This is a genomic window from Paenibacillus sp. P5_B5 (genome assembly GCF_056400365.1).
In genome coordinates, this window is sequence record NZ_JBFULK010000018.1 from 38,028 (window position 1) to 64,074 (window position 26,047).

Here is a 26,047-nt window from a genome sequence, read left to right on the forward strand (position 1 = left end):
TATCATCCTTCAATGTTATTCATTGTCTTGCAGACTAGTGATAAGGTAAAATATATTCTTATTTCTTGTATTATACATGAAGCCCTCTAGTTTGAAATTACAAAGATAGCGTATATGTAAAAAAGGCTATGGTCTGTTACGATAAATAATACGTTTGGAGGCTGGATGATATAATATAGGCTCTCCGATAATCGATTCCAAATCACGCCAATTCATCATTACCCTACCACTATCCTGGATAATTGGCTCGTATAGCTGCATATGAATGGTTTGATCCTTAATAATGGTAGAACTCTGGTCGTGAACTAACCATTCATGTTCTTGAATGCGGAGTGTAATTGCCTGACCTTCGATATGTAGGGAGCCACCATTAATTTGGTCGATGACAAGGTTCAAAGGGACACGTTCATCTATTGGAGGGTATTGTTCGATTTTTTGTTTGATTGCAAAGTCTAACTTTTGAGGTGTTATCCACGGACTACCTGCATTAATTCGGGGAAGTAGCATTGGATTTGATTGTCTAGTCGTCATTTGGCTCTTGGTTGTAAAGGCATACTGAATTCCAGCTTGTGAGATAAGCTTTACAGCGGTTTTGTTATAGATTCCGTAGGGATAGGCGAAGTGATTCACCTTGCGGTTTTGTGCAAGCTTCTCGATACATTTCTGCGTATCTTGAGCAATGCGCTCTTGATAAGCGGTATTCGCTTCTTCGCTACCATCAGGCTGCATAATTGGGCTGGTTAATGCGGCCTTACCATTAGGGTATTTAAAGTGCAGGTTGTCAGTGTGGCAGCCAAAGTCAACGAGCTTTGATGAAGCTATGATAGTTGCGATTTGTTCAGAGGTTAAAAAAGAGAGGGAAGTTTCTTGCCGATGATTCAGATTGTTCGTGATGATATAATTCACGGTTGGAATTTTTAGACGTGTGAGGATCGGTAGTGCATCCGTATAGAAGCTCTCATAGCCATCATCGAAAGTAACGAGAACCGCATTATCAGGAACTGTTGCTCCGTTTAAATAATGCTGAAGATCAGATAGCGAAATAAATTGATAGCCTTTGTTAACTAATGCTTCAAGTTGACTTGCGAATAATGCAGGCTTAATTGTCGCGGAGCTTAGCGCTTGTTCGTGTATGTGATGGTACATGAGAACAGCAACCTGATCATGATAATAGGCTGGTGTTTGTCCTATAGCTGGTTTGACGGGCAGTAGTATAAAGCTGATCAATGAAGCGAAGATAAGGGCTGGTAACACAGTTCTGAGCATTATATGAACTCCTTCAAGGGTGGAAGTATTCTAAGATGTAAATGTGGTATACTAGATTACAGAAAATTATAAATTTTATATCAAGTTATACGCATATGAAAGAGAGGTCTACATTCATGCAGCATTTTCAGCAAAGCGTTTACCAACTTATTGTTGAAACTTCCACTAATCTTCCAGGTGACGTGCGTAAGGCCATTCAAAAAGCTCGTTTAATGGAGGATCAAGGTACACGATCCGCTTTATCATTATCAACAATTGCAGATAATATTCAGATGGCTGAAACGAATATATCGCCTATTTGTCAGGACACAGGTATGCCTACGTTTATTATACACTGTCCTGTTGGAGCCAACCAAATTGTTATGAAAAGACAAATTTTGGAGGCAGTAGCTGAGGCTACACACAATAGCAAGCTCCGTGAGAACTCAGTTGATTCATTAACGGGCATCAACAGTGGCGATAATCTTGGACCCGGCACACCTGTTATTCATTTTGAACAATGGGAACGTAACGATATTGAAGTCAAGCTGATCCTCAAAGGTGGAGGCTGTGAGAACAAGAATATTCAGTACTCTTTGCCAGCTGAACTCCCTGGGGTAGGTAAGGCAGGACGAGATTTAGATGGTATACGTAAATGTATCTTACATGCTGTTTATCAAGCACAAGGACAAGGATGCTCAGCTGGCTTTATCGGCGTTGGAATTGGTGGGGACCGTACATCAGGCTATGAACTTGCCAAAATGCAATTATTCCGTCCAGTTGAAGATGTGAATCCTATTGAAGATTTGCATAAGTTAGAAACGTATATTATGGAAAATGCGAATAAACTAGGAATTGGTACAATGGGTTTTGGGGGCCAGGTTACTTTACTCGGATGTAAAGTTGGTGTCATGAATCGTCTTCCAGCCTCATTCTTTGTATCTGTAGCATATAATTGTTGGGCTTATCGTCGCCAAGGCGTTATTCTTAATTCACAAACTGGTGAATTACAAGAATGGGTATATCCACGAGGAAGCGAGATAGTTATGGGTAATGCGATTCCAACTGAACCTGCTGATACGACGACTCCGCGTAATGAAGTTATTCTTCAAACACCAATTTCCGAGGAAGAAATTCGTAAGCTTAAAGTTGGTGATGTTGTCATTATCAATGGTATGATGCATACCGGACGAGATGCTCTCCATAAGCACTTGATGGATCATGATGCGCCAGTTGACTTAAATGGAGCTGTTATTTATCACTGCGGTCCTGTGATGAGTAAGAATGAGGATGGAGAATGGCGTGTAAATGCAGCAGGTCCGACTACATCTATTCGCGAGGAACCATATCAAGGAGAAATTATTAAGAAGTTTGGTATCCGAGCTGTTATTGGTAAAGGTGGAATGGGTGCCAAAACACTTAGTGCACTACAGGAACATGGTGCAGTATATATGAACGCTATTGGTGGAGCTGCGCAATACTATGCAGATTGCTTTAAGAAAGTAGAAGGTGTGGATCTGATTAATTTCGGGATACCAGAAGCAATGTGGCATTTACAGACGGAAGGCTTCGCTGCGATTGTAACGATGGATTCACATGGTAATTCTCTTCACGCTGATGTAGAGAAGGATTCCTTGACAAAGCTTGCTCAATTTAAGGAACCTGTATTTAACTGATATTTAACTGATATTTAACTGATATACATGATAAGTATCAAAATCTAGGTGTCTCGGTCAGATCATGATGGGGATAACTATTTCCTTGGAAAATGAGTTACTAATCCCACATATCAGCTGTTGTTTCGACACAGCTGATATGTGGGATTTATTTATTTTGTAAGAGCGGTTATGATGAGGATGAGGTGAACATTGAATTTATGAAAAAATTCCGTACGAGATTAACATTTATTCTTATTTTGCTAATTGGGATCTCGATGTTAATCGCTGGTATTTGGATGGCTACAGCTTTTGAACGGTCACATGTGAAAGAACTAAAGAAAAATTTAGAACGGGAATTGAAAATACTAGCCATTGGGGAGTGGAATCGTACTGGAGATGAAGAAAGTCAGATTGCTTATTATTCAGAAATAGTCAAAAATCTACGAAAATATGCGGATGCTCGTTTAACATATGTAAGAAGTGATGGCAAAGTTCTAGGGGACTCGGAGCATGATCCTCATACGATGGATAATCACAAAGATCGTGAAGAAATAGTAGGTGCACTGAAAGGGCAAACCGGATTTGCAATTCGATTTAGTGATACATTGAAACAGAATATGCTGTATGCTGCAATTCCAATCAAAGACCAAACGGGTAAGATCAGCGGTGTGCTACGAATTGGAATGAGCTTAAGTGAAGTAGAAGAGTCGGTTCGTGATTTTTGGGTTTATGTATTTGCTGGTATGTTTGTCCTGTTTGCCTTTGTTAGCTATGCGTCGTATCGTATTGCAAAGAGTGTCACCCGCCCAATTGAGAAAATGACGCGTGTTGCCAAACAAATAGCAGATCGCAATTATAGTACCCGTGTTGTTGTGACTCATCATGACGAAGTTGGACAACTTGCTGAGGCAATTAATCAAATGTCTGAGAGCCTACGTTCCCAAATGAATCAAATTTCGGAGAATGAAGGTAGACTTAACAGTATTCTTGAAAATATGTTGCTTGGGCTCATGATGATTGATAGTAATGGACGGATCGTACTCGTTAACCCGACTACTGAGACGATGCTTGGGTTTACTTCACAGGAGCTGGTTGGTAAAAAATATGATGCTAAAAGCCGCTATTTACCATTTATCGAGCAAATTGAGCAATGCAAACAACAAATGAAGCTTGTGCGTGATGAGCTTAATTTACATTATCCGAATGAACGACTTGTAGAAATAAGTGTCACACCAATCGGCTATGGGAATGAACAATGGAGCGGATTTCTAATTGTGCTGCATGATATTACGGATTTACGCCGACTAGAACGGATGCGTAGTGAATTTGTAGCTAATGTATCACATGAATTGAAAACGCCTATTGCTTCAGTTAAAGGATTTACGGAAACCTTGCTAGCCGGGGCGCTTAACGATCAAGAAACAGCACGTTCCTTTCTCCAAATTATATATAACGAAAGTGAACGATTAAACCGGCTTGTTGGAGATATTCTTGAGCTGTCCAAAATAGAATCCAAGCGGAGTCCACTTCGGTTATCACCTGTTCATTTGACTAGTTTGGTTGAAAATACAATTCAAATGGTGGATAAAGCAGCCAAACAGAAAAAAATTTCACTTGAGTTTTTCACGGAAGAAGATCTATATTTAGAAGCAGATGAGGATCGTCTACAGCAAATTCTCATAAATCTTATATCTAATGGTATCAGCTATACGCCTGAAGGTGGTAGAATAACTATTCGGACAGAAGCTTATACAGATGATAAAGAAATAGAGCAGACGGATGAACATGATTGGATTCGCATAACCGTAAGCGATACAGGGATTGGAATTCCAAAGGAAGATTTACCTCGCATTTTTGAAAGATTCTATCGAGTTGATAAAGCACGGTCTCGGAGCTCAGGAGGTACTGGTCTTGGATTGTCTATTGTGAAGCATCTTGTTGAACTCCATCATGGGACAATTCGTGTAGAGAGTGAAGTTGGGATGGGAACTCGATTTATAATAGTAATGCCAGTCATTCAATAAAATTAAATAAGGACGTGGAAGATAGAATGTCATTCAAAATTTTAATTATTGAAGACGAGTTAATGCTTGCTAAGCTACTTACTTATAATCTCAAGCAAGAAGGCTATGAGATGAAGGTACAAGAGAATGGGGCGGAAGGCTTACAAACCGCAATGGAAGAACAATTTGATCTTATTTTGCTCGATCTTATGCTCCCAGGTATGAATGGATTTGAGATCTTAACCAAGCTTCGTCAGAAGGGCAATCGTACACCAGTCATTATCTTGACAGCTCGTAATGCAGAAGATGAAGTCGTACAAGGTCTTAAGCTTGGAGCTGATGATTATATTACCAAACCATTTGGCGTAGCTGAGTTGCTCGCGCGGGTATCAGCGGTACTAAGAAGAACACAAAATGATGAGTTTACTCCTACTGAAAAAGTGAAGTCTGATGAGAAAGTAGTCGTAATTGGTGATTTAAGTATTTACCCAGAACGTTATGAAGCGGAAATCGAAGGAGAACAAATTGTTCTAAGACCCAAAGAATTTGAGATGTTGCTATATTTTGCGGAACGTCAAGGAATGGTTGTAACGAGGGACGATCTAATGAATATCGTTTGGGGATTCGATTATTTCGGTGGTCAAAGGACAGTCGATGTACATGTCAGTTCTTTACGCAAGAAGCTAGAGATTGGTAGACAAACTGTGCAAATTGAGTCTATCAGGGGCGTTGGGTACAAACTTGTTCAGCATACTCATTCTGTAAAATAAATATGGAACGAAACAAGTGACGAGATTAACGATCTCGTCTTTTTATGTGAATAAGAAAGTATTTGAAACATTTTGCGTTCTTTTACGTCTATAAGTAGAGCATAATTAATAACTGAATTATTTATGTTCATATATTTTCCTTTGCTCAGTTTCACATGGTATACTTTACTAGAGTTTGATAATAGTGATAGTTGCCTCAAATTCTTAGTTAACGAGTAAAGAGATTAACCATTATAAATTAATAGAAGGTGTGTGATGAGATAATGAAAAGATGTTTAGGAGCACGCATGCTTGGAGTTACTTTAGCTGTGTCTCTGAGCATGGGTACAATAACATCGTTAGCGTTCGCCTCAGAGCCAAGTACAGAACAGCCTGTAGTTCCAGTCCCTCCTCCAATAGTGGGTTCTATTAACATCAAGAATAAGGCTACTTTTGAAGTGAAGAATATTCAAATGCTGCCAGAGCAAGGAAGTAATACAATTGCTTTTACGTTATCATTCGTTAATGAAGGTAATAAAGACCTCTTGCTGTTTGACTACATTATTAAACTTAAAGACAAGTCGGGAAATGTATTCACAACTCGCCTTAAGCCACAGGATAAAACAATAACGAAAGTTTCACCAAACTCAAGTCAATTAATTACATACTATGCACAGGTCAATTCGACCACTAAAATAACTGATCTTATCTTACAAATTATGGAGTGGGATTTCACTCTTCCTGGCTATGAACGCAAGCTTGGTGAGATCACTGTCCCAGATACATATACGGAAGCAAAACCTGCTGGTGAAAAAGTACTACTTTCACTTGGTGGTATTCCGATGAATATGAGTGTTACGAGTTCATTTAGCAGTAAGAATGAGAAGAATTATAATCCAAGGGTAACCTTAAATTTAGAAAACATGGGAAATCGTTCTTTGAAGACAGCTGAATATCAATTTTCAATTCTAACTTCGGATGGCAATTTATTTCCCTTCGATTCCAAGAAAGATCCCATCAGTCTAAGACCAAAGGACTCAGTGGAATGGAAACTAACTGGTTCGATCCCAACCTCAGTTCCTTCAGAGGGATGGCAGTTAATCGTGTCCGAGAAGCTACCTGGTGAGAATGCTATTACAACACCAATAGGAGTATTTAATATTGCAGATACGGGATTAGGAGAACCAACAGAAAGCCCGGATGGTGCCTATTCATTTAGTACAAAGGATGGCTCGTATTCAGCTAAACTGAATGGGATCTACCGCGCACCATGGGATGACAACGATGTGTTATCTGCTGATTTAACTATATTGAATGATGAAGCTGAAACACTTCCTTTACCAAAATTAAGTGGATACTTCCTGCTTGACGATAAGGTGAAGGTAGCAGCGAGCTTGGTCCAAACTTCGCAGGCAGCTGGAATCGCAGCATCTGGTGGTATTAAAATGCATGCCGCAGCTGTTGTAGCGTATGATCAAACTTTTACTAATATCAAATTTGTTCTTCAAGAGAAAGAAGAAGCTGGGGCAACACCAGAAGCCACAGCAAAATTAATTGATATTCTTGAATTCCCAACACAGCCTAAACTCAAAGCTTTATCTTACTACGGAGTCAATGATGCTTACTCAATCTCAGAACCAGGCCGAAGTCTTAAGTATCAGGTTGTAGGTATTAATCGATATGAGGGAATGGCAAGCGATATTGCAGCAATTCAATTGGAAGTTGAGAATTTAAGTAAAAGACCAGTAAGTTTATCTAATCTAATCACTACTATTAGACTTGGTGATGGATCAACATACCCAGCTCAGGTTTCCGCGATTAAGAAGAAAATTGGACCTTCTGGTAAGGCTATGCTCGAAATCTGGAGTGATTTGCCAAAAGACTTCAGTACTTCAAGCTTACATTTAATTATAGGTGATGCAATATCCGGTGGTAAAATAGCTGAGGGTGAAGCTAAGCCAGATGCTTACATTAGACCTGTTGCTTTCTGGGCACCTAATGAAAAGAAATCTAGTGAAAGCATCACCAGCACAATGGATATTTATCCTTATAATCTGACTATACGTAATTTAAGTACAGTCAGTGAAAGCAGCAGCTATGAATTAATGTTTGATTACGAAATGACTAAATCCAAAATCGTAGAAACTAACCTAGAAGGTCATAACTTAGTCTTCACGATGATTGATTCGACTGGGTATAAGCTATTTGAAAATGCATATAAATTAAGTGAAATTGAACAGGGTGCAGCATCAGGTGGAAGTCAGGCAGGATCAAATACACTTAAGCTTGGTAAAAATAAATATAAAGCAACTCTTAATGTTGCTGACCCAGGGAATACAGGTGTGAGATCTGGTACGCTTTATGTTTATGATGAGTTCCAAGGACAACGAAAATTATTAGCTAAACAAAGTAATTTAGCCCTTTATAATAATTTTAGCTATGATAAAAAAGATGACGATAACTAATAATCTTTAAACCTATCAAAGCCCCCACAGTTACTGGATAACACACTAGTGTTAATTCCAACCATACTGTGGGGGTGTTTTTGTGTTATGTATAATTCAATTTGGAGCTTTGAATCATTATAGACTGTTAATGCAAATACTGAGTTTATGGATAAAATTTTTGAAGATTTTACATTCGCTTTACAAACATCGCGGTGTGAATTAACAAACCATTGTTATTATGAGCTTGTGAATAAATAAGAGCAGGCAGCAAATGTTGCTTCGCAAATTATCTAAGGGGTGAAGAGAAAGTGACAAACGGATTTGCAAAGAAATTTACAGGAGTTGCTTTAACAGCGGTTTTATTGATGGGTGTACTCGCAGGATGCGGAAGTAAAGATTCTGGTAAAGGTACCGCTACAAGTACTCCAGCAGGAACTCCAGCAGTAACAGAAGAATTGACTGGAACTGTAACAGCTTCAGGTTCAAGTGCATTATTACCCTTAGTAAAGCAGGCGGCTACTGATTTTATGGATAAGCACCAAAAAGTAACGATCAACCCAACAGCTGGTGGCTCTGGAGTAGGTCTTAAGAACGTAGCAGATGGAACGTCAAACATCGGAAATTCTGATGTACAAGCTGGCGATGAATATAAAGATAAAGGTCTTGTAGATCATGTAGTAGCAATTGCTCCTTTTGCAATTATCGTTAACAAAGATGTTAATGTAGATAACTTGTCTAAAGATCAAGCTGCTAAGATTTTCAAAGGAGAAATTACGAACTGGAAAGATGTTGGTGGTAAAGACGCCAAAATCACTGTTGTTCACAGACCTGACAGCTCTGGTTCCCGTAAGCTTGTTAAGAAAATTGTATTAGATAATGCTGAATTTACGAAAGATGGTGTAACACAAGATTCCAGCGGTGCTATGAAGACAACTGTAGCAACAACTGCAGGTTCCATTGGTTACATTGATACACCTTATGTAGATGATAGCCTTAAACAAATTAAGTTTGATGGTGTTGCTTATACCAAAGAAGGAATTAAGGACGGTTCATATAAATTGTACGGAATCGAGCATATGTATACGAAAGGCGAGCCTACTGGAGCAACTAAAGCATTTATCGACTTCATCTTGAGTGATGAATTCCAACAAAAAAGAGTCGAAGAGCTTAAGTTCCTACCAGCAGCATTCTTAAAATAATGAAAGCAAATCACATTGATCATCTAATGCGTCGTGTACTGATCGGTAGTGCCATCATTGTATCTGCTGTAATATTCTCGATCATCTTATTCGTCGGGTATCAAGGGTTACAAACCTTTAAGGACGTTCCATTCTCAGAGTTCTTCTTATCTTTAGATTGGACCCCTTCCGATGGTAAGTACGGCATACTTGGTTTCTTGATCAGTACGTTTGTTCTCACATTCTTATCTGTTCTACTTGCAGTGCCTATCGCAGTCTCGGGTGCAATATTCACAGCAAGGATTGCCCCAAATTGGATGCGGAGTATCATCCGAACGGCTACCGACTTATTCGTCGGTATCCCTTCGGTTGTTTACGGTTTTATTGGTTTAACGGTTATTATTCCAATGATCTCGAAGATTACGGGTGCAACGGCTTTTGGTATATTACCCGCTGCACTTATTTTGGCAGTCATGGTCTTCCCAACAATTCTCTCGATCTCAGAAGATGCCATAAGGGCTTTGCCAGGTAGACTTGAGGAAGCTTCATATGCACTAGGTGCAACTCGCTGGCAGACGATTTGGCGGGTGCAAATACCTGCAGCTAAGCAAGGTATCATAACAGGTATTATTCTTGGCATGGGACGGGCAATTGGAGAAACAATGGCCGTGTTTATGGTAATCGGTAATGCTCCTAAATTACCAAATTCCTTAACGGACTCAACGACTGTTCTTACAACAGCAATTGTTAAAGATATGGGAAATACGCCGTATGGATCTACTTGGAATAATTCCTTGTTTATGATGGCACTTGTACTTTTACTTGTATCTTTACTATTCATTATCGTTATCCGGGTTGTGTCCAAAAGGAGTGAGCAGCTATGAACAAAAACAAATTTATAGATCGTTTAGCAACCATTTATTTTTGGATCATAGCTGGATTCATTATTGCACTTCTAGCTTGGTTCCTGTACCGAATTCTTGGTGATGGATTACCTCATTTATCATGGGATTTTATTACTGGAAAGCCTCAGGACATTGTTGCAGGTGGTGGTGTTGGACCACAGTTATTTAATACATTCTATATTTTGTTCTTATCTCTCTTATTCTCTATGCCGATTGGTATTGGTGCAGGTATATATTTGGCTGTTTATGCCAAGAACAATAACTTCACATCATTAATTCGAATTTCAGTTGAAGCACTATCTTCTGTTCCTTCGATTGTGTTCGGTTTGTTTGGGTTCCTGCTATTCGTTAACTGGTTTGATTTAAGGGTATCCATCATCAGTGGTTCTTTAACACTTGCATTGCTCAATTTACCTGTGTTAGTCAGAGTAACGGAGGAGAGCTTTCGAACAGTTCCATCAGCGTATTGGGAAGCAAGCTTAGCCCTTGGATCAACGAAATGGCAAGCGATTGTAAAGGCGCTTCTGCCGTCTGCGCTGCCGAACCTTCTGACAGGAGTTACACTTGTAGCTGGTCGTGCGATTGGTGAAACAGCAATTCTAATCTTCACCGCAGGTTTATCTGTCTCTCGGTTTGTCCCAGACTTCAATCCAATGATGATGGGGGAAACACTTGCAACGCATTTGTGGTACGTGCAATCTGAAGCCATTGTTCCAGATGCTAGACAAATTGCCAGTGCAAGTGCAGCATTGTTGTTGATTATCGTATTTATTTTTAATTTGCTAATCACAATACCGAGTAAGATATTACAGAAGAAGCTAAGCGGGGGGAAATAACTTGATCACACAAACACAAGCTGATTCCAAAAAAATGATTGTAGAAGACTTGGATTTATTTTACGGTACACATCAAGCTCTAAATAAAATTAATTTAAATATTGAAGCAAATACAATTACGGCTCTTATTGGTCCATCAGGCTGCGGAAAATCAACGTTCTTAAGAACGCTTAACCGTATGAATGATCTGATTGATTCAGTAACCATTAAAGGTAGTATCTATGTAGATGGCAAGGATATTTATGCGTCTGACACAGATATTGTTGCATTACGTAAACGTGTTGGCATGGTTTTTCAGCGCCCGAATCCATTTCCAATGAGTATTTACGATAATGTAGCCTATGGTCCAAGAATTCATGGGATTAAGAAAAAGGCGATATTAGATGAAATCGTGGAACGCTCCTTAACTCAAGCTGCACTTTGGGGAGAAGTTAAGGACCGTTTGAATAAATCAGCACTAGGCTTATCAGGTGGACAGCAACAACGACTGTGTATCGCACGATTATTGGCAGTTGAACCTGATGTTTTGCTGATGGATGAACCTACTTCAGCACTTGATCCGATTTCAACTCTTAAGGTTGAAGAATTAACTCAAACACTGAAAGAAAAATATACGATTGTAGTTGTAACGCATAATATGCAGCAAGCAGCGAGAATTTCAGATCGGACAGGATTTTTCTTAAATGGTATATTGGTTGAGACAGATCAAACGAATAAAATATTTACTAACCCAGCAGATCAGCGCACAGAAGATTATATTACAGGTAGATTTGGATAGTCCAAAGTGAAAATATGAATATAAGCGGGAGGCTCTTATGGATACAAGATCAAGCTTTCATCTAGCACTTAGTGAAATGCAGAATGATTTAACGTTGATGGGCAAAAATGTCGAGAAAGCGATTCATCAGGCGGTTGAAGCATTGTCGAGGGTAGATGCTGATCTAGCGCAAACGATCATCGAGAAGGATGATGAAATTGATGATGCTATGCTTAAGATCGAAGAAGAATGTTTGAGTCTAATCGCATTACAGCAGCCAATGGGTGGAGATTTACGCGTTATTGGTACAGCGATGAAAATTGCAGTAGACTTAGAGCGGATAGCAGACCACGCAGTTGACATTGCCAAAATAACAGTGCGATTAAAGGGTGAGCAGCTTGTAAAACCATTAATTGATATCCCGAAAATGGCTGAAATAGCGCTAGAAATGCTACGTGAAAGTCTAATATCATATACGGAACGCAATATTCACAGGGCATCTGCTCTTGCTGAGAAGGATGATCAGGTTGATCGCCTATATGCTAATGTAATGCATGATACTTTATCTTTAATGACGAATGATTATACACGTAATAGACAACTAGTTCACCTCATCCAGGCTGCCTATTTCTTAGAGCGAGTAGCAGACCATACGACGAATATCGGTGAGGGTGTTATTTATATGGCAACTGGTAAACGGAAAGATTTAAATGTATAAAATTATAGACTATTAGAATTATCAAGTAATAAAGAGTAGCAAAAATAACCATACGTCTAGCATTTGCTAGACGTATGGTTATTTTTATACGTGCAGATGTATACCCAAGCTATTAGTTAACTAGTGACATATAGTATAGTAATTCAAAGATTGGGGAGGTTTTATAGAAATGTCGATGGTAGAGAAGTTTCATGTCTGTAATAATTTCATGAATCGTAATGTACGTGTTTGTATGCATGATGGGCGTGTATTTGAAGGTCGTGTTGTAGGAGTTGATAGACAAAATTTGTTTATAAGGCACAATTCCCCTTGTAATCGGAATCAATGCAGAATCTCTGGATTCTGGGGAGGAGGAGTTATTACGACATTAGCTCTATTCGATTTATTAGCAATCGCCTTGATTTGATTGATCGTTATGTTCTTTTATTGAAAAACGTATCCGTCTCAGTGATGGATACGTTTCTTTATGTAATTTAATAAGATTATAATGGTTTTCTCATAAAGTTGGACAAACCTAGTCATATCGTGACTTTCAAGCCTTTCTGGAAAAATAGGGACGCTTTTTGATGTGCTATAGTTATGGCATATCATCAAAACGTTTTCAGGGAGGCAAACAACTATGAAAAAACAATTTAAAACGTTTGGTAAAGTAGTTTTGGGTACCGTGCTTAGTGTAGCTTTACTTATGCCAACAACAGCGGCATTCGCTGCAACAACAACTAGTAATACACCACAAGTTGCTGCAAGCACAAGTTCAATGACTTCTGCGCAGAAAGCGGACAAGTTAATTAAATTTGCTCAGTCACTACAAGGTAAAGTTAAATATAAATACGGTGTAAACGATCCTAAGAACCTTATTTTTGACTGCTCTTCTTTTACTAAATATGCACTTAAACAAGTCGGTGTTGATGTAAAATGGGGTGCTAATGCCCAATATAATCAAGGTAAAAAGGTATCAAAAAGCAATTTGAAAAAAGGTGATTTGGTCTTTTTGAGCGTTAAAACACCTGGTAAAATTGGACATGTTGGGATTTACATGGGTAATGGCAAATTCATTCACAACACAACTGGAAGTGTGTATGGAGTAACAACGAGTGATTTGAACAAAGGATACTGGAAGAATCGTTACGTATCTGCTGCTCGCTACTTTTAAGTAAGACAAGCCTATAGTAAATAAATATAAACGGGGCTGTTCTTTTAGTAGATCAAACTACTGGGGGGAACAGCCCCATTCTATTTTCTGACCCGTTAACCTTCTATTAAAGTAGAGCATTTATTAGATGGCGGAAGGAGCGAATAATGACTACCTTCTGTCGTCCAAGCTTTCGCTGGGACATCTTTTTCATATGATTGGGGTGGATCCATACGGCATCAAGACCACAACGTGTGGCTCCGATTATATCATTCTTCCACGAATTCCCAACCATTAAGCCTTGTGCTGGCGTACAATCCGTCGCTGTCATAGCTGTTTCAAATAAACCTGGGTGTGGTTTGCGAGGTCCGTCCTGCTGTGAAGAGAAGATACGATCTTCTCGAATCCATCTCGTTAATTGTAGCTTATGCAAGTTTTGTTCAAGTCGTTTACGACTGCCATTTGAAATAATGGCAAGTGTATATTTAGTAGATAACGCTCTTAGGGTCTCCTCTACCCCGGGAAATAAACTGATATAGCTCTCCTCAGCATCGTCTATTTCAGTAAAAAAGATTTTTGAAAATCCTGGTGTCACTTTAAAATGATAAGGTTCAAGTGCTTTTGATAGACAATTGTAACGAAGCTCGTCACCTGACTCAAAATCTTTGCCTGTTGTTTTACGATGACGGCTCCATTCTAGTTTATAGTTTTGGAGGACCTGCTGTGAGTTCATGGAGAGGTCATCACTGCTCCATCTACCAGTAAAATCTTGCATGACAGCTATGAATGCAGAATCAAAACATTTACGTCGATCAACTAATGTGTTATTCATATCAAAAAATATGACCTTTTTTTGGTTAGGTATAAAAAAGGGGCTCATAGGAAGAACCTCCTACAAAATTGTTATATGTCCAGAGTGGACATGATGAGTATAATGATTATTTTATTCTTATTATATGTTTATGAAGGTGTGCTTTGTTTTCAGTCTTAAAGAATTAATTAGTTTTGGGATGGATATTTAATGGAATAATTTTTGTACTTGTCCTCACCTGTGATATGATGAAGGTAGAGGAAAGACGGGGTGTTTGGATGGATAAATTGTTGATAATTGATGGCAATAGTATTGCCTATAGAGCATTCTATGCTTTGCCGCTGCTTAGTAATTCAGCAGGGTTACATACCAATGCCATTTATGGATTTACGACGATGCTGATGAAGTTAATTGAGGAAGAAAAACCAACGCATTTTCTAGTTGCGTTTGATGCTGGCAAAATTACGTTTCGTCATGCGAATTTTGCAGAATATAAAGGTGGTAGATCGAAGACACCACCAGAGCTTTCTGAACAATTTCCTGTTCTTCGCGAATTGATTGATGCTTTTGGCATTCGTCAATTCGAGCTTGACGGTTACGAAGCTGACGATATTATTGGAACATTGACGAAAGAAGCAGATCAAATAGGTCGTCAAGTTGTAGTTGTATCTGGTGATAAAGATATGCTGCAGCTAGCTTCAGACAATGTGACCATTGCGCTTACTCGTAAAGGTGTGTCAGAGGTGGATCGTTATGATCCTCATGAAGTTAATGAACGATATGGACTAAAACCTTTACAGATTATTGATCTCAAAGGTTTAATGGGTGATACATCTGATAACATACCTGGGATACCTGGTGTCGGAGAGAAGACGGCTCTTAAACTTCTACATGAATATGGGTCCGTTGAAGAAGTGCTAGCACATGCTGATCAGATCAAGGGTAAGCTCGGTGAGAAAGTAGTGGGAAATGCGGATAGTGCGAAGCTTAGTAAAGAGCTTGCGACTATTTTCCGGGAAGTCCCTATGGGGACAGACTGGAGTGAATTTGCATTCCAGGGCTGGAAGAGTCAGAGGCTCAAAGAGATGTTTCGTAAGTTAGAGTTCAAATCACTCTTAGATAAAACCGACTTTGGAACAACTGAAGGAATTGAATCCGGAGATGAACTACTTACGGGGACAACTGCTTCCGATGTGCCAACGGTTCCTGTCAAGGTACTTCATAATGACGATGAGCTTAGGGAATTAGTTGAAGTACTAACTGATGTAACAGGAATGTACGTTGAAGTGATTGGTGATAATCCACATCATGCTGAAGTGATCGGAGCGGCATTTCACACCCCAGAGATGGGGTATTATGTACCATTCACAGTACTTAGTGGTGAGAATACACGCGCGGAGGTTGTGTGTTCGTGGATGGGCGATGCGCAGGTGCAGAAGGTCGTATATGACCTTCACCGGATGGACATCGCGCTGCGCTGGTCGAACGTCACACTGCGTGGCGTGACGTTCGACATTCTCTTAGCCGCTTATTTGCTTGACCCGACAGAGTCGGGTCTAACCCTAAGCGGCTTAGCGGCAAGGCACAACGTCGGCGTTCCGCTAGCCGCCGACGAAGACATCTATGGCAAGGGAATGAAGTTCCGCTTGCCAGAGGAAGAGAAGCTTGCGGCACATCTATGCCGCAAGGCGGAAGTAACGGCGCGGCTTGCAGAGCCGCTAGCCGAAGCGCTCAAGAACAGCGGCATGGAGCGGCTGTTCTATGAACTTGAGCTGCCGCTCTCGGGCGTGCTAGCAGATATGGAGCAGCGTGGTATCGCTGCTAATGCAAGCACCCTAGAGCAGCTGGGCGAGAGCTTGTCGACTCGCCTTGATGAGGCGATGAGACGTATTTATGAGCTTGCTGGAACCGAGTTCAATATTAACTCGCCTAAGCAGCTTGGTGAAATTTTATTTGAGAAGCTTGGTTTACCACCAGTTAAGAAAACCAAAACTGGCTATTCGACAGATGCAGAGGTACTGGAGAGGCTAGCAGCGTATAACCCGGTTGTGGATCTCATTCTCCGTTACCGTCAGCTCGCTAAATTGAACTCAACTTATGTAGAAGGATTGCTTAAGGAGATTCGCCCGGAGACAGGCAAAGTACATACATATTACAAACAGACGATTGCTGCTACAGGCCGCTTGTCATCTCAGTATCCGAACCTGCAGAACATACCGATCCGGTTGGAAGAGGGAAGACAAATTCGTAAAGCATTCGTCCCATCTGAGCCTGGATGGCATATTCTTGCAGCGGATTACTCCCAGATTGAACTACGTGTGCTCGCACACATCTCTAAAGATAAGAATTTAATCGAGGCATTCATGAATGATCTCGATGTTCATACAAAGACAGCTATGGATGTATTTGGTGTCTCTAAAGATCAGGTTGATTCGAATATGCGACGCCAAGCCAAAGCAGTTAATTTTGGTATCGTGTATGGGATATCAGATTATGGGCTATCTCAGAATTTGAACATTACACGTAAAGAGGCAGCTACATTTATTGAACAGTATTTTACTGTATTCCAAGGTGTTAGGAAATTTATGGATACGATTGTACAGGAAGCACGTCAGGATGGTTATGTCTCTACACTGCTTGGACGCAGAAGATATTTGCCTGATATTACGGCATCGAATTTTAATATACGTTCTTTTGCAGAACGAACAGCAATGAATACACCAATTCAAGGAACAGCTGCAGATATTATTAAGCTGGCTATGGTCAATATGGCAGAACGACTCCATACGGACAATTTACGTTCCCGTATGCTACTGCAAGTACATGATGAACTTGTATTTGAAGTTCCTGCTGATGAGCTTGAACGAATGAAGCAGATTGTTCCAGAAGTGATGGAGCAAGCCATTCAGCTAGACGTACCACTGAAAGCTGATGTATCAGCTGGATTAGATTGGTATGATGCTAAGTAAACGCTACAGGATAAGGATGATTAGATATGCCTGAATTACCAGAGGTAGAGACAGTACGGCGGACACTTGCTGGACTCGTCATTGGTAAAACCATTCAATCTGTTGATGTCAAATTAAACCGCATTATTCGCTTGCCAGATGACCCACAGTTATTTGCTGCCCTGTTAGAAGGTCAGACGATACGTGATATTGGTCGCCGAGGTAAGTTTCTAACTTTCATCCTCGATGATTACGTGCTTGTCTCCCATTTGAGAATGGAAGGTCGCTATGGTTTGTATCAGAACACAGATCCGGTAGAGAAACATACGCATGTTTTATTCTTATTTACAGATCAAACTGAAATGCGCTATAAGGATGTACGTCAGTTCGGAACAATGGATCTATTTCCTAAAGGTGAGGAATTGCTTAAGCCGCCACTGAATAAGCTTGGTCTTGAACCCCTTGATGAGAGCTTTACCTATGAGGCTTTCAAGCAGGTAGTAGCTCCGCGTTCAACAATGATTAAGCCACTATTGTTAAATCAAGCCTATATCGTAGGCATTGGGAATATTTATGTGGATGAGTCTTTATTTCTCGCAGGGATTCACCCGGAGCGAACTGCGAACTCCTTGAGCAAGAATGAACTTAAACGATTATACGATTCCATTCTCGCAACCTTACATGAGGCTGTAGCTGTTGGTGGTTCATCGATTAAGTCTTTCGTAAATGGTCAAGGTGAAATCGGAATGTTTCAGCATCAGTTCAAAGTATACGGTAAGGCACAGCAGCCATGTGTGCAATGTGGACATATGGTTGAGAGATCGGTCATTGGAGGCCGTGGCACACACACTTGCCCTAATTGCCAACCCTTTAAACGACAACAAAAGAAATAGGCACATTGGACAATAACCTCTCCATATGATAGGAGTGCATGGAGGTGGTGTATCGTGTCAATTATTTCATTGCTTGTGCTTGCTTTTGCTTTGTCTCTTGATGGTTTTGGTGTAGGCATGATGTATGGTTTGCGTAAAATTAAAATTGGTCTACTTGCGATTATCATTATTTCATTCTTTTCTGGTGTGGTTATTTTTGCATCTATGGGTATTGGAGCAATGCTCTCTTCTTTCATTACGTCTGATTATGCCAGCAGAATTGGTGCAATCATTCTAATCTGTATTGGAATATGGGCGCTTGTTCAATTATTCATTCAGAAAAGTAATGATAAAAGTGAAAGTGTAGAAACTGATAAAGAAGAGCCCTTGTTACTTGATTATCATGAGCCCCAAACAGTAAGAGAAATTTTTAATATTGAATTACGGAGATTCGGATTAGTTATTCAAATTTTGCGCACACCTGTAGCCGCAGATATAGATAAATCAGGTAGTATTTCGATTTCAGAGGCGATTCTTTTAGGGGTAGCATTATCTCTTGACGCATTTGGCGCAGGAATCGGTGCTGCGCTCATTGGTCTCGCACCCCTGCTAACCGCAGCTTTCATTGTATGCTCAAGTGGGTTATTCATTGCACTTGGACTTCAATTCGGCTTGCGATTTGCAGATGTAAGCTGGATTAAGAAGCTTTCATTACTACCAGGATGTGTATTAATCATCATGGGTATTATGAAATTATTATAAGAAGGGGAAAGAGCACAATGATCCTAGGACTCACTGGAGGTATCGCTTGTGGCAAAAGCACAGTCGCGAGCATGCTGATGCAGCGTGGTGCGATTCTAATTGATGCAGATGTGATTGCCAGAGAAGTTGTTGAACCAGGTACCTATACATTAGAAGAACTTACCAAACAATTTGGGTCTCATATTCTAAATTCAGACGGAACCATAAATCGGAAAGAGCTTGGGAGTATTGTATTCGCTGATGAATCGAAACGTAAAGTGCTGAATGCCATTATGCATCCCTCTATTCGCAGTGAAATGAAAAGCCGTATGGAACGATACGAGCTTTCTGAACCGGACAAGCTCATCGTAGTTGACATACCCCTCCTGTATGAATCAGGTCTTGATAATATGTTTAAGGAAGTCATGGTCGTTTATGTACCGGAAGAAGTTCAATTACAGCGTCTGATGGAGCGTGATGGATACAGTCATGCAGATGCTGAGGCACGACTACAAGCACAAATGCCTATCGAAGATAAGAAGAAGCTGTCAGATGTTCTAATTGATAATAGCGGCACCTTAAAAGCTACAGAGGCGCAGGTCGAAGCTTTCTGGAAAGGAAAGTATTTGGAATGAATCTTTTTCACAAAAAACGAACGTATGCATTTCTTCTCATTATCGTCTTGTTATTGTTGTATATGTTCTCTAGTCAAATTGAAGAGATGATATACCATGTGGATTATAAGGAGGAGATTTCGCAAAGCGCGTCGAAATATAATGTTGATCCCCTTCTTATTGCGGCTATTATACGAGTAGAGAATAATTATAAGGCAGAAGGAACATCGAATAAGGGAGCACTTGGCCTTATGCAGCTTATGCCTGAAACAGCTAGATGGATTAAGGAAATGGGTAACATTGGTTCATCATTAGATGACGATTTACAGGATATTACTGTTAATATTAATATGGGTGCTTGGTATTTAAATTGGTTATTGAATTATTATGATGGACATCTTAATTATGCGATCGCGGCTTATAATGCAGGACAAGGTACGGTAAACAAGTGGCGAGAAACGAATGTCTGGGATGGATCAGAAAGTAATATAACAGACATTCCTTATGGACAGACGAAGCATTTTGTCAAAAGAGTTTTGTATTATTATCAAAAGTATCATAAAGTATATGGACCTAATTTTAACTCTTAAGGTGAAAATTAAAAGAAAGAAGCAGTGGACAAGTTCGTTTGTCCGCAGCCTCTTTCTTAAGTTATACTATCGAGATTGACCGGATTGACCAGCTAATTGCTGTTCAGCAATTTGCACCAGTCGTTTAGTAATGTTACCACCGATAGAACCGGCGTCACGAGTTGCAAGGTTGCCGTAGTATCCATCTTGTGAAAGAGAGATACCAAGTTCCGAAGCGATCTCGTATTTCATTTGGTCCAATGCAGCGTTTGCTTGAGGCACTACAAGTTGGTTGTTTCTAGATGCCATGTGTTAATTCACCTCCTTGCTGTTGGTAAATCTATTATGCGCGTTTGTTCAAAGTTCATAACAAGCAACAAATGGCAATCGAATGTAAGATATAAATAAAGGAGTGATGTGTGAATGAAATGCCCTTATTGTGATCATTTTGGGACAAAAGTGCTTGATTCTAGGGCAGCTAATGATTATAAATCGATTCGCCGCCGAAGAGAGTGTGATGAATGCTTAAAGCGTTTCACCACATTCGAAACTGTTGAGGAAACACCGCTTATCGTCATTAAGAAGGATGGATCTAGGGAAGAATTCTCACGTGAGAAGATGCTTCGCGGATTAATTCGGGCTTGTGAGAAGCGACCTGTATCGATGGAACGTCTTGAGAAAATCGTCTCTGAAGTGGAAATGCAATTACGGAATACTGCACAAGCAGAAGTTAATTCACGTGATATCGGAGAGATTGTGATGGAGCAGCTGTATCCGGTCGATGAAGTAGCCTATATTAGATTTGCTTCTGTTTATCGTCAATTTAAGGATATCAGTATGTTTCTTAAAGAATTAACTCAAATACTCGGAAAGCATGAATAGGAACAACATGGAGCGTCATAACATCTCTGCAGCTTTGGGATGTTATGGCGTTTTTCTATTTATTTTCGTTAGTGAACTATAAACGGTGAACCCGTATCTCAATCAATAAGACCAAACATAGGGGAGAGTAGCTAAATGAATGTTAAACAAATTCAAGATATGTCGGAACGATTAAAGCGTAATGTAGCGAAAGTCATTGTAGGCAAAGAGCAAGTGATTGAGCAAATGATGGTTGCTCTTATTTCATCAGGTCATGTGCTACTTGAGGATGTCCCTGGAACTGGTAAGACGATGCTTGCCAAAGCAATTGCTAAATCATTAAGTGGTTCTTTTAAACGAATTCAATTTACGCCTGATTTGCTACCCTCTGATCTAAGTGGCCTTCACTATTTTAACCAAAAAACGAGTGATTTTGAATTTCGTCCAGGTCCTTTATTTGCTAATATTGTGCTTGCAGATGAAATTAACCGAGCAACGCCGCGTACACAATCAAGTTTATTAGAGTGTATGGAAGAACGTCAGGTGAGTATTGATGGCGAAACCATGTTACTAGCACGTCCCTTTCTTGTCATAGCCACACAGAATCCAATTGAGAATCAAGGTACATTTCCGTTGCCTGAGGCGCAGCTAGATCGCTTTCTGCTTAAGATTAAGATGGGATATCCTAGCAAGGAGGAAGGCATAGAAATATTACGTCGATTTAAGGAGCGTAATGTACTTGAGTCCATCAGCTCTGTTACGGAAAGTGAGGAATTAGTTGCAGCTCAGGAGCATTATTCTTCTGTGTTCGTTCATGAGGATCTGTATGCCTATATTGTAGCTATTGCGGAGAAAACAAGACAGCACTCAGAAATCAATATTGGAGTTAGTCCTCGGGGTACACAAGCACTACTCAAAGCAGCACAAGCTTATGCAGTTGTTAAAGGTAGAGAGTATGTTACACCTGATGATATTAAAATAATGGCAGAGCCGGTGCTGGCACACCGAATTATATTATCTCATATGAACCGTTTGGTTAAAAACCAAACTGAATCCATTATCCGTCAGATTCTAAATGAGATTCCGGTGCCGTCTGAAGAAGCACTATTGCAAAGGTAATTGACTATGGGTATACACTGGGTATTACTTGTGGCAATAGTAGTTGTCTATGGACAATTCATTTTGTTTAAACGTCTATCACTTAAAGGGGTAGCCTATGAAAGGAAATTTGATCGAGCTGAGTGTTTCTCTGGAGATGAGGTTGAATTAATTGAACTGATCTCCAATCGGAAGCTGTTACCACTTCCTTGGTTACGATTAGAAGCGATCATGTCAGCTAATTTAGGGTTTGCAGGACAAGAGGATATCGGTATAGATAGCGGAGTTATTCTTCAAAATCATGCAAGCTTATTTAGCTTAATGCCTTATACAGAAGTTACAAGGCGACATACGGTGCATTGTAAGAAGCGCGGATATTATTGTATTAATTCAACAACAATGATCAGCGGAGATTTATTAGGACTTGTTCAAGTACAAAAGCAGTTATATATAAATTGTTCTATCATCGTATTTCCGAGGCCTATTCCTATTGAAGAAATCCCGCTACCTTCAAGTAAATGGCTTGGTGATTTAATTGTAAGAAGGTGGATTGTAGAGGACCCATTCTTAATACAGGGTGTAAGGGAATACCAAGCTGGTGATCCCATGAATAGCATTCACTGGAAAGCAACAGCGCGTAGTGGTAAGCTTCAAGTTAATCAGCGGGCATTTACTGCAGATCATAAGCTGATGATTATTCTTAATATTGAGGATAGTCCTAGTATGTGGAATGTGGTTACCAATCCTGACCTTATTGAAGAGGGAATCGTATATGCTGCATCAATTGCAGAATATGTGTTAAAGCAGGGAATTCCGACTGGTTTTTACTCGAATGGAAGACTTGTAGATGGACCACTGCGACAGCCAGTTCGAATACCAAGCCAAAATGGTAGTGCGCATTATGGCATCCTCTTAGAGGCAATGGCTAAGCTTGAATTAAAGCGCAGCATTCCAATTGAAGATTTATTAGCTGAGGTTGTAGATTCTTCTGAAACAAGTATAGATTATCTCATTATTACGAGCTATATGACTGAAGCGATGGAGCGGGAAATTCAGCGTGTACGTGGTTTAGGTCATACAATCGAAATTATGTGGCTCAATAAAGAACAGACCGAGGAGGTGCAGCATGCAAATGCAGTCTCAGCCTCGTAGCCTGTCCCCCATGTGGCATCGAACAAGAGAAGTATTCTTATTCGCAGGAATTGAATTATTACTATTCTTTCCTGTCATACTTGTTACTTTTCTTAAATTATCACCTGTTTCACTACCACTTTGGATTGGATTATTTTGGTTAAGCTATTATGTGGGTAGCTTGATTTCCCTAATTAAAGTTCGTAGAGTAGTATGGTTGCACTTGTTTATCTTAATGATGAGCGGGTTGCTCGTTTGGCTAATGTTTGCTGGAATATTTAACTTGATGTTAGTTCTATCGTGGATAATGATCTATTACTTGATGTATCGAGGTGCTAACATGTCTAGTCAAAATTGGCATCTCATGTTTCCTTCTAATGCATTCATTATTGGGTTAATAAGTTACTTTGTAGTTTCAGTAGGTGCAGTAATAGGTGCAGTAATCTTGAGTCCTTATTTAACACTTTTACTATGGACAGGACTAGCCAGTATAATTGTTAGCTTGTTAAGCGTTAATCAACAGTACTTAACAGCTGTATCGCCAAAAGGGTTTAAGACTTCTGCAGTAATAGCAAAGAAAAATCGACTTTGGGTTCTGTTCCTTATCGGTATTATTTTCTTCATTTCATTTGTAAATGTGCTCAAAAATTTGGTCATGACAGCATTGCAAGGGCTTGGATGGCTTGCTCAGGAAATTTTTTCTCTATTAGAAACAGCCAAGAATCCCGAAGCGAGTATGCCTCCGCCACCAATGGAATTTTCAATGCAATCAGAGATTCAAGAATCGATATGGAGTACGATTCTATCAGTTCTTTTCTATGTAATCGGAACTATCGTTGCACTCGTTATTATTGGATGGTTACTTTATAAAATTGTTCCAATTCTTCGACAAGCAATCATAAGGTTTATGGGAATTATTCGAAAGCTAATTTCACAAGAAAATAAATTGCAGCTAAGCTCAGGCTATACAGACCAGAAAAGGCAGCTATTGAAGTGGGAGGATATGCGATCATCATTTAATCAAGGTTTAAGAAAAAGCCTTAATAAATGGTTTCGTCGTGGAATCAAATGGTCTGATTTATCCAATTGGCAAGAACGGGTTCGTTGGTTGTACCGGAATAAGCTGCAGGAAGCAATAAATAAGGGGTATATGTATCGGAAAGAGCTAACACCTAGAGAAACGCTGGATGATATCCGGATTTGGAATAAACGAGAGAAGCGGAATATAGAGCATGAGCTTTCTCTTGAGCATTACTATAACGAAGCACGTTATGGAAATAGCAATATAACTGTAAGTGACGAGCAAGTGAATGAACTGAAGAGAGCAGTAACACAAAAAGTAGAATAGATTCTGAGATTTTTTAACAAAACATGATAATATAAACTTATATAGGTTAAATTAACCATCGGTTTGATATAGTTAGTTTGAATTTCACATGTTATAATTTCAGTTGAGGTGAATCTAGTTGTATGTATAGCACAGAACTGTATATGAAAGAAAAACTTCAGATGATTTCTTATGTACTGAGTTCAGGATATAAGGGATCATTTCCAGCGACTATAAGTCAGGCAAAGGAAATTTTCAGGAATTTTGAACAAGGCGCGAAAATGGTTTTTCATGTTGGGGATGAAACATATGCAATTAATCCTGACCATATCGCTACGATGCATGTTCATGGACTGATTGAAGCTAGTAAATACGTTAGTTTACCTCTTGATGATCAACAAGAAGTATTAGCAGAGGCATACAATAATGTGCTAGATTTGTTTAAAATTGAATGCAAATGTTCTGCTTCTTATGTGGTTAACATCAAGAAAGAAACAGAGTTTGGCAAGTGTAATGCATGCAAGGATAAGCTATACGTTGATCGAAGTAAAGGCAGAGTGCCTACCTATAAAGGCGATGCATGGCTTATGACGAATAAGACTCCCAGTAGTTAGGGGAGTCTTATTTTGTGTGCGCCACGCATGGCGATTAACTATCACCTTTTTGAGGAAACAGAAGTCGGCGTACCGCAGGGAGGAAACCTGAGTCCAATACTTAGCAACATCATGCTAAACGAGTTGGACAAGGAACTAGAACGCAGAGGTCATAAGTTTATGCGTTACGCGGATGACCTTCTCATCTTCTGCAAAAGCAGAAGGTGCCGAACGGACACTGGAAAACATACTCCCCTTCATCGAGAAGAAGCTGTTTCTCAAAGTGAATCAGGAGAAAACGTTAGTGGATAAGGCGACGAGAGTCAAGTTTCTTGGCTTCTCATTTTACGAACGTAATGGAGAAACGAGGGTCAGAATTCACCCAAAATCCATCGCAAAGATGAAAGCCAAGATAAAGGGGCTTACGTCGAGAAGCAATGGAATGGGGAACGCAGACAGAGCCGGCAAAGCTTAGACGCTACATCATGGGATGGATAAACTATTTCAAAATAGCTGACATGAAGAAACTGCTCCAAACTACGGATGAATGGATGAGAAGGCGGATCCGCATGATCTACTGGAAACAATGGAAACGAGTGAGAACAAGGCTTAAGATGCTGTAATTACTCGGAGTTCACAAGCAGATAGCATGGGAATACGCAAACATAAGAAAGAGCTACTGGAGAACCTCCAATAGCCCTATCCTCTCAAAATCCCTCGGAAATAACACCATCAAAGGACTCGGATTCATATTCTTTTCTGATTATTATCGACAAGTCAATACGTAAACTGAGGAACCGCCGTATACCGAACGGTACGTACGGTGGTGTGGGTGGTCGGTTACTCAATTAATG

The 26,047-nt window shown here is 39.9% G+C and carries 27 protein-coding genes; 24 read left to right on the forward strand and 3 right to left on the reverse strand.

Going from position 1 to position 26,047, the window contains the following annotated elements; all coding sequences use genetic code 11:
* Positions 1 to 126: 126 nt before the first annotated feature.
* Positions 127 to 1,266 (reverse strand): polysaccharide deacetylase family protein, encoded by a 1,140-nt coding sequence (locus AC1DOK_RS20260; protein ID WP_477556139.1) that lies wholly within the window; start codon positions 1,264 to 1,266, stop codon positions 127 to 129.
* 116 nt (positions 1,267 to 1,382) lie between these two features.
* Between AC1DOK_RS20260 and AC1DOK_RS20265 the strand changes: the two genes are divergently transcribed.
* The 11 genes from AC1DOK_RS20265 to AC1DOK_RS20315 all read left to right on the forward strand — a co-directional run bounded on the left by AC1DOK_RS20265 (position 1,383) and on the right by AC1DOK_RS20315 (position 13,649).
* On the forward strand, positions 1,383 to 2,921 hold the full coding sequence (locus tag AC1DOK_RS20265; RefSeq protein ID WP_477556140.1) for a fumarate hydratase: 1,539 nt from the start codon (positions 1,383 to 1,385) through the stop codon (positions 2,919 to 2,921).
* A gap of 200 nt (positions 2,922 to 3,121) precedes the next feature.
* Positions 3,122 to 4,927 (forward strand): two-component system histidine kinase PnpS, encoded by a 1,806-nt coding sequence (pnpS, locus tag AC1DOK_RS20270; RefSeq protein ID WP_477556141.1) that lies wholly within the window; start codon positions 3,122 to 3,124, stop codon positions 4,925 to 4,927.
* Between the two features lie 26 nt (positions 4,928 to 4,953).
* On the forward strand, positions 4,954 to 5,676 hold the full coding sequence (locus AC1DOK_RS20275; protein ID WP_477556142.1) for a response regulator transcription factor: 723 nt from the start codon (positions 4,954 to 4,956) through the stop codon (positions 5,674 to 5,676).
* Positions 5,677 to 5,939: 263 nt separating this feature from the next.
* Complete coding sequence (locus tag AC1DOK_RS20280; protein WP_477556143.1) at positions 5,940 to 8,120, forward strand: hypothetical protein; 2,181 nt, start codon at positions 5,940 to 5,942, stop codon at positions 8,118 to 8,120.
* Positions 8,121 to 8,410: 290 nt separating this feature from the next.
* Positions 8,411 to 9,301: a phosphate ABC transporter substrate-binding protein gene (locus tag AC1DOK_RS20285; protein WP_477556144.1), complete on the forward strand. Its 891-nt coding sequence runs from the start codon at positions 8,411 to 8,413 to the stop codon at positions 9,299 to 9,301.
* Entirely contained in the window at positions 9,301 to 10,164 is an 864-nt protein-coding gene (gene pstC, locus AC1DOK_RS20290) for a phosphate ABC transporter permease subunit PstC (RefSeq protein WP_477556145.1), read from the forward strand. The genes AC1DOK_RS20285 and pstC overlap by 1 nt, the downstream gene beginning before the upstream one ends.
* Positions 10,161 to 11,021 (forward strand): phosphate ABC transporter permease PstA, encoded by an 861-nt coding sequence (gene pstA / locus AC1DOK_RS20295; protein ID WP_477556146.1) that lies wholly within the window; start codon positions 10,161 to 10,163, stop codon positions 11,019 to 11,021. Before pstC ends, pstA begins: the two co-directional genes overlap by 4 nt.
* Positions 11,022 to 11,025: 4 nt before the next feature.
* Positions 11,026 to 11,799 (forward strand): phosphate ABC transporter ATP-binding protein PstB, encoded by a 774-nt coding sequence (gene pstB / locus AC1DOK_RS20300; RefSeq protein WP_477556177.1) that lies wholly within the window; start codon positions 11,026 to 11,028, stop codon positions 11,797 to 11,799.
* 37 nt (positions 11,800 to 11,836) lie between these two features.
* The gene (gene phoU / locus AC1DOK_RS20305) at positions 11,837 to 12,496 is read left to right on the forward strand and encodes a phosphate signaling complex protein PhoU (RefSeq protein WP_477556147.1); all 660 of its coding nucleotides are present in this window, start codon (positions 11,837 to 11,839) and stop codon (positions 12,494 to 12,496) included.
* A gap of 169 nt (positions 12,497 to 12,665) precedes the next feature.
* The gene (locus AC1DOK_RS20310; protein WP_477556148.1) at positions 12,666 to 12,902 is read left to right on the forward strand and encodes an LSm family protein; all 237 of its coding nucleotides are present in this window, start codon (positions 12,666 to 12,668) and stop codon (positions 12,900 to 12,902) included.
* Between the two features lie 213 nt (positions 12,903 to 13,115).
* Complete coding sequence (locus tag AC1DOK_RS20315; protein WP_477556149.1) at positions 13,116 to 13,649, forward strand: C40 family peptidase; 534 nt, start codon at positions 13,116 to 13,118, stop codon at positions 13,647 to 13,649.
* 106 nt (positions 13,650 to 13,755) lie between these two features.
* Here AC1DOK_RS20315 and AC1DOK_RS20320 read toward each other — a convergent pair whose 3' ends face one another.
* Positions 13,756 to 14,508: an HAD family hydrolase gene (locus AC1DOK_RS20320; protein ID WP_477556150.1), complete on the reverse strand. Its 753-nt coding sequence runs from the start codon at positions 14,506 to 14,508 to the stop codon at positions 13,756 to 13,758.
* Positions 14,509 to 14,717: 209 nt separating this feature from the next.
* On the opposite strand from AC1DOK_RS20320, the gene polA reads away from it, so the two are divergent.
* Genes polA through AC1DOK_RS20345 form a run of 5 tightly spaced genes read left to right on the forward strand, consistent with a single transcriptional unit; the run spans position 14,718 to position 20,204 of the window.
* Positions 14,718 to 17,408 (forward strand): DNA polymerase I, encoded by a 2,691-nt coding sequence (polA, locus tag AC1DOK_RS20325; protein WP_477556178.1) that lies wholly within the window; start codon positions 14,718 to 14,720, stop codon positions 17,406 to 17,408.
* 26 nt (positions 17,409 to 17,434) lie between these two features.
* Positions 17,435 to 18,280 carry a DNA-formamidopyrimidine glycosylase gene (gene mutM, locus AC1DOK_RS20330; protein WP_477556151.1) on the forward strand — a complete coding sequence of 282 codons (846 nt, stop codon included), beginning with the start codon at positions 17,435 to 17,437 and terminating at the stop codon, positions 18,278 to 18,280.
* A gap of 51 nt (positions 18,281 to 18,331) precedes the next feature.
* Positions 18,332 to 19,021 (forward strand): sporulation membrane protein YtaF, encoded by a 690-nt coding sequence (gene ytaF, locus AC1DOK_RS20335; protein WP_477556179.1) that lies wholly within the window; start codon positions 18,332 to 18,334, stop codon positions 19,019 to 19,021.
* 17 nt (positions 19,022 to 19,038) lie between these two features.
* Entirely contained in the window at positions 19,039 to 19,635 is a 597-nt protein-coding gene (gene coaE, locus AC1DOK_RS20340; protein WP_477556152.1) for a dephospho-CoA kinase, read from the forward strand.
* Positions 19,632 to 20,204 (forward strand): lytic transglycosylase domain-containing protein, encoded by a 573-nt coding sequence (locus tag AC1DOK_RS20345; protein WP_477556153.1) that lies wholly within the window; start codon positions 19,632 to 19,634, stop codon positions 20,202 to 20,204. Before coaE ends, AC1DOK_RS20345 begins: the two co-directional genes overlap by 4 nt.
* Before the next feature lie 66 nt (positions 20,205 to 20,270).
* Here the strand turns inward: AC1DOK_RS20345 and AC1DOK_RS20350 are convergent, their stop codons facing one another.
* Positions 20,271 to 20,492: a small, acid-soluble spore protein, alpha/beta type gene (locus AC1DOK_RS20350; protein WP_477556154.1), complete on the reverse strand. Its 222-nt coding sequence runs from the start codon at positions 20,490 to 20,492 to the stop codon at positions 20,271 to 20,273.
* Between the two features lie 114 nt (positions 20,493 to 20,606).
* Between AC1DOK_RS20350 and nrdR the strand changes: the two genes are divergently transcribed.
* The 8 genes from nrdR to AC1DOK_RS20390 all read left to right on the forward strand — a co-directional run bounded on the left by nrdR (position 20,607) and on the right by AC1DOK_RS20390 (position 25,816).
* Complete coding sequence (gene nrdR / locus AC1DOK_RS20355; protein WP_477556155.1) at positions 20,607 to 21,065, forward strand: transcriptional regulator NrdR; 459 nt, start codon at positions 20,607 to 20,609, stop codon at positions 21,063 to 21,065.
* 135 nt (positions 21,066 to 21,200) lie between these two features.
* Positions 21,201 to 22,163, forward strand: a complete 963-nt coding sequence (locus AC1DOK_RS20360; protein WP_477556156.1) for an AAA family ATPase — start codon at positions 21,201 to 21,203, stop codon at positions 22,161 to 22,163.
* 6 nt (positions 22,164 to 22,169) lie between these two features.
* Positions 22,170 to 23,294, forward strand: coding sequence for a DUF58 domain-containing protein (locus tag AC1DOK_RS20365; RefSeq protein ID WP_477556157.1), 1,125 nt, complete (start codon positions 22,170 to 22,172; stop codon positions 23,292 to 23,294).
* On the forward strand, positions 23,269 to 24,621 hold the full coding sequence (locus AC1DOK_RS20370; RefSeq protein WP_477556158.1) for a hypothetical protein: 1,353 nt from the start codon (positions 23,269 to 23,271) through the stop codon (positions 24,619 to 24,621). The genes AC1DOK_RS20365 and AC1DOK_RS20370 overlap by 26 nt, the downstream gene beginning before the upstream one ends.
* A 122-nt stretch (positions 24,622 to 24,743) precedes the next feature.
* Entirely contained in the window at positions 24,744 to 25,214 is a 471-nt protein-coding gene (locus AC1DOK_RS20375) for a hypothetical protein (RefSeq protein WP_477556159.1), read from the forward strand.
* 27 nt (positions 25,215 to 25,241) lie between these two features.
* Positions 25,242 to 25,505 (forward strand): reverse transcriptase domain-containing protein, encoded by a 264-nt coding sequence (locus AC1DOK_RS20380; protein WP_477556180.1) that lies wholly within the window; start codon positions 25,242 to 25,244, stop codon positions 25,503 to 25,505.
* Entirely contained in the window at positions 25,387 to 25,668 is a 282-nt protein-coding gene (locus AC1DOK_RS20385) for a hypothetical protein (RefSeq protein WP_477556182.1), read from the forward strand. Before AC1DOK_RS20380 ends, AC1DOK_RS20385 begins: the two co-directional genes overlap by 119 nt.
* A gap of 43 nt (positions 25,669 to 25,711) precedes the next feature.
* A complete protein-coding gene (locus AC1DOK_RS20390; protein WP_477556181.1) occupies positions 25,712 to 25,816 on the forward strand; it encodes a group II intron maturase-specific domain-containing protein in 105 nt (34 codons plus the stop codon).
* Positions 25,817 to 26,047: the final 231 nt, after the last annotated feature.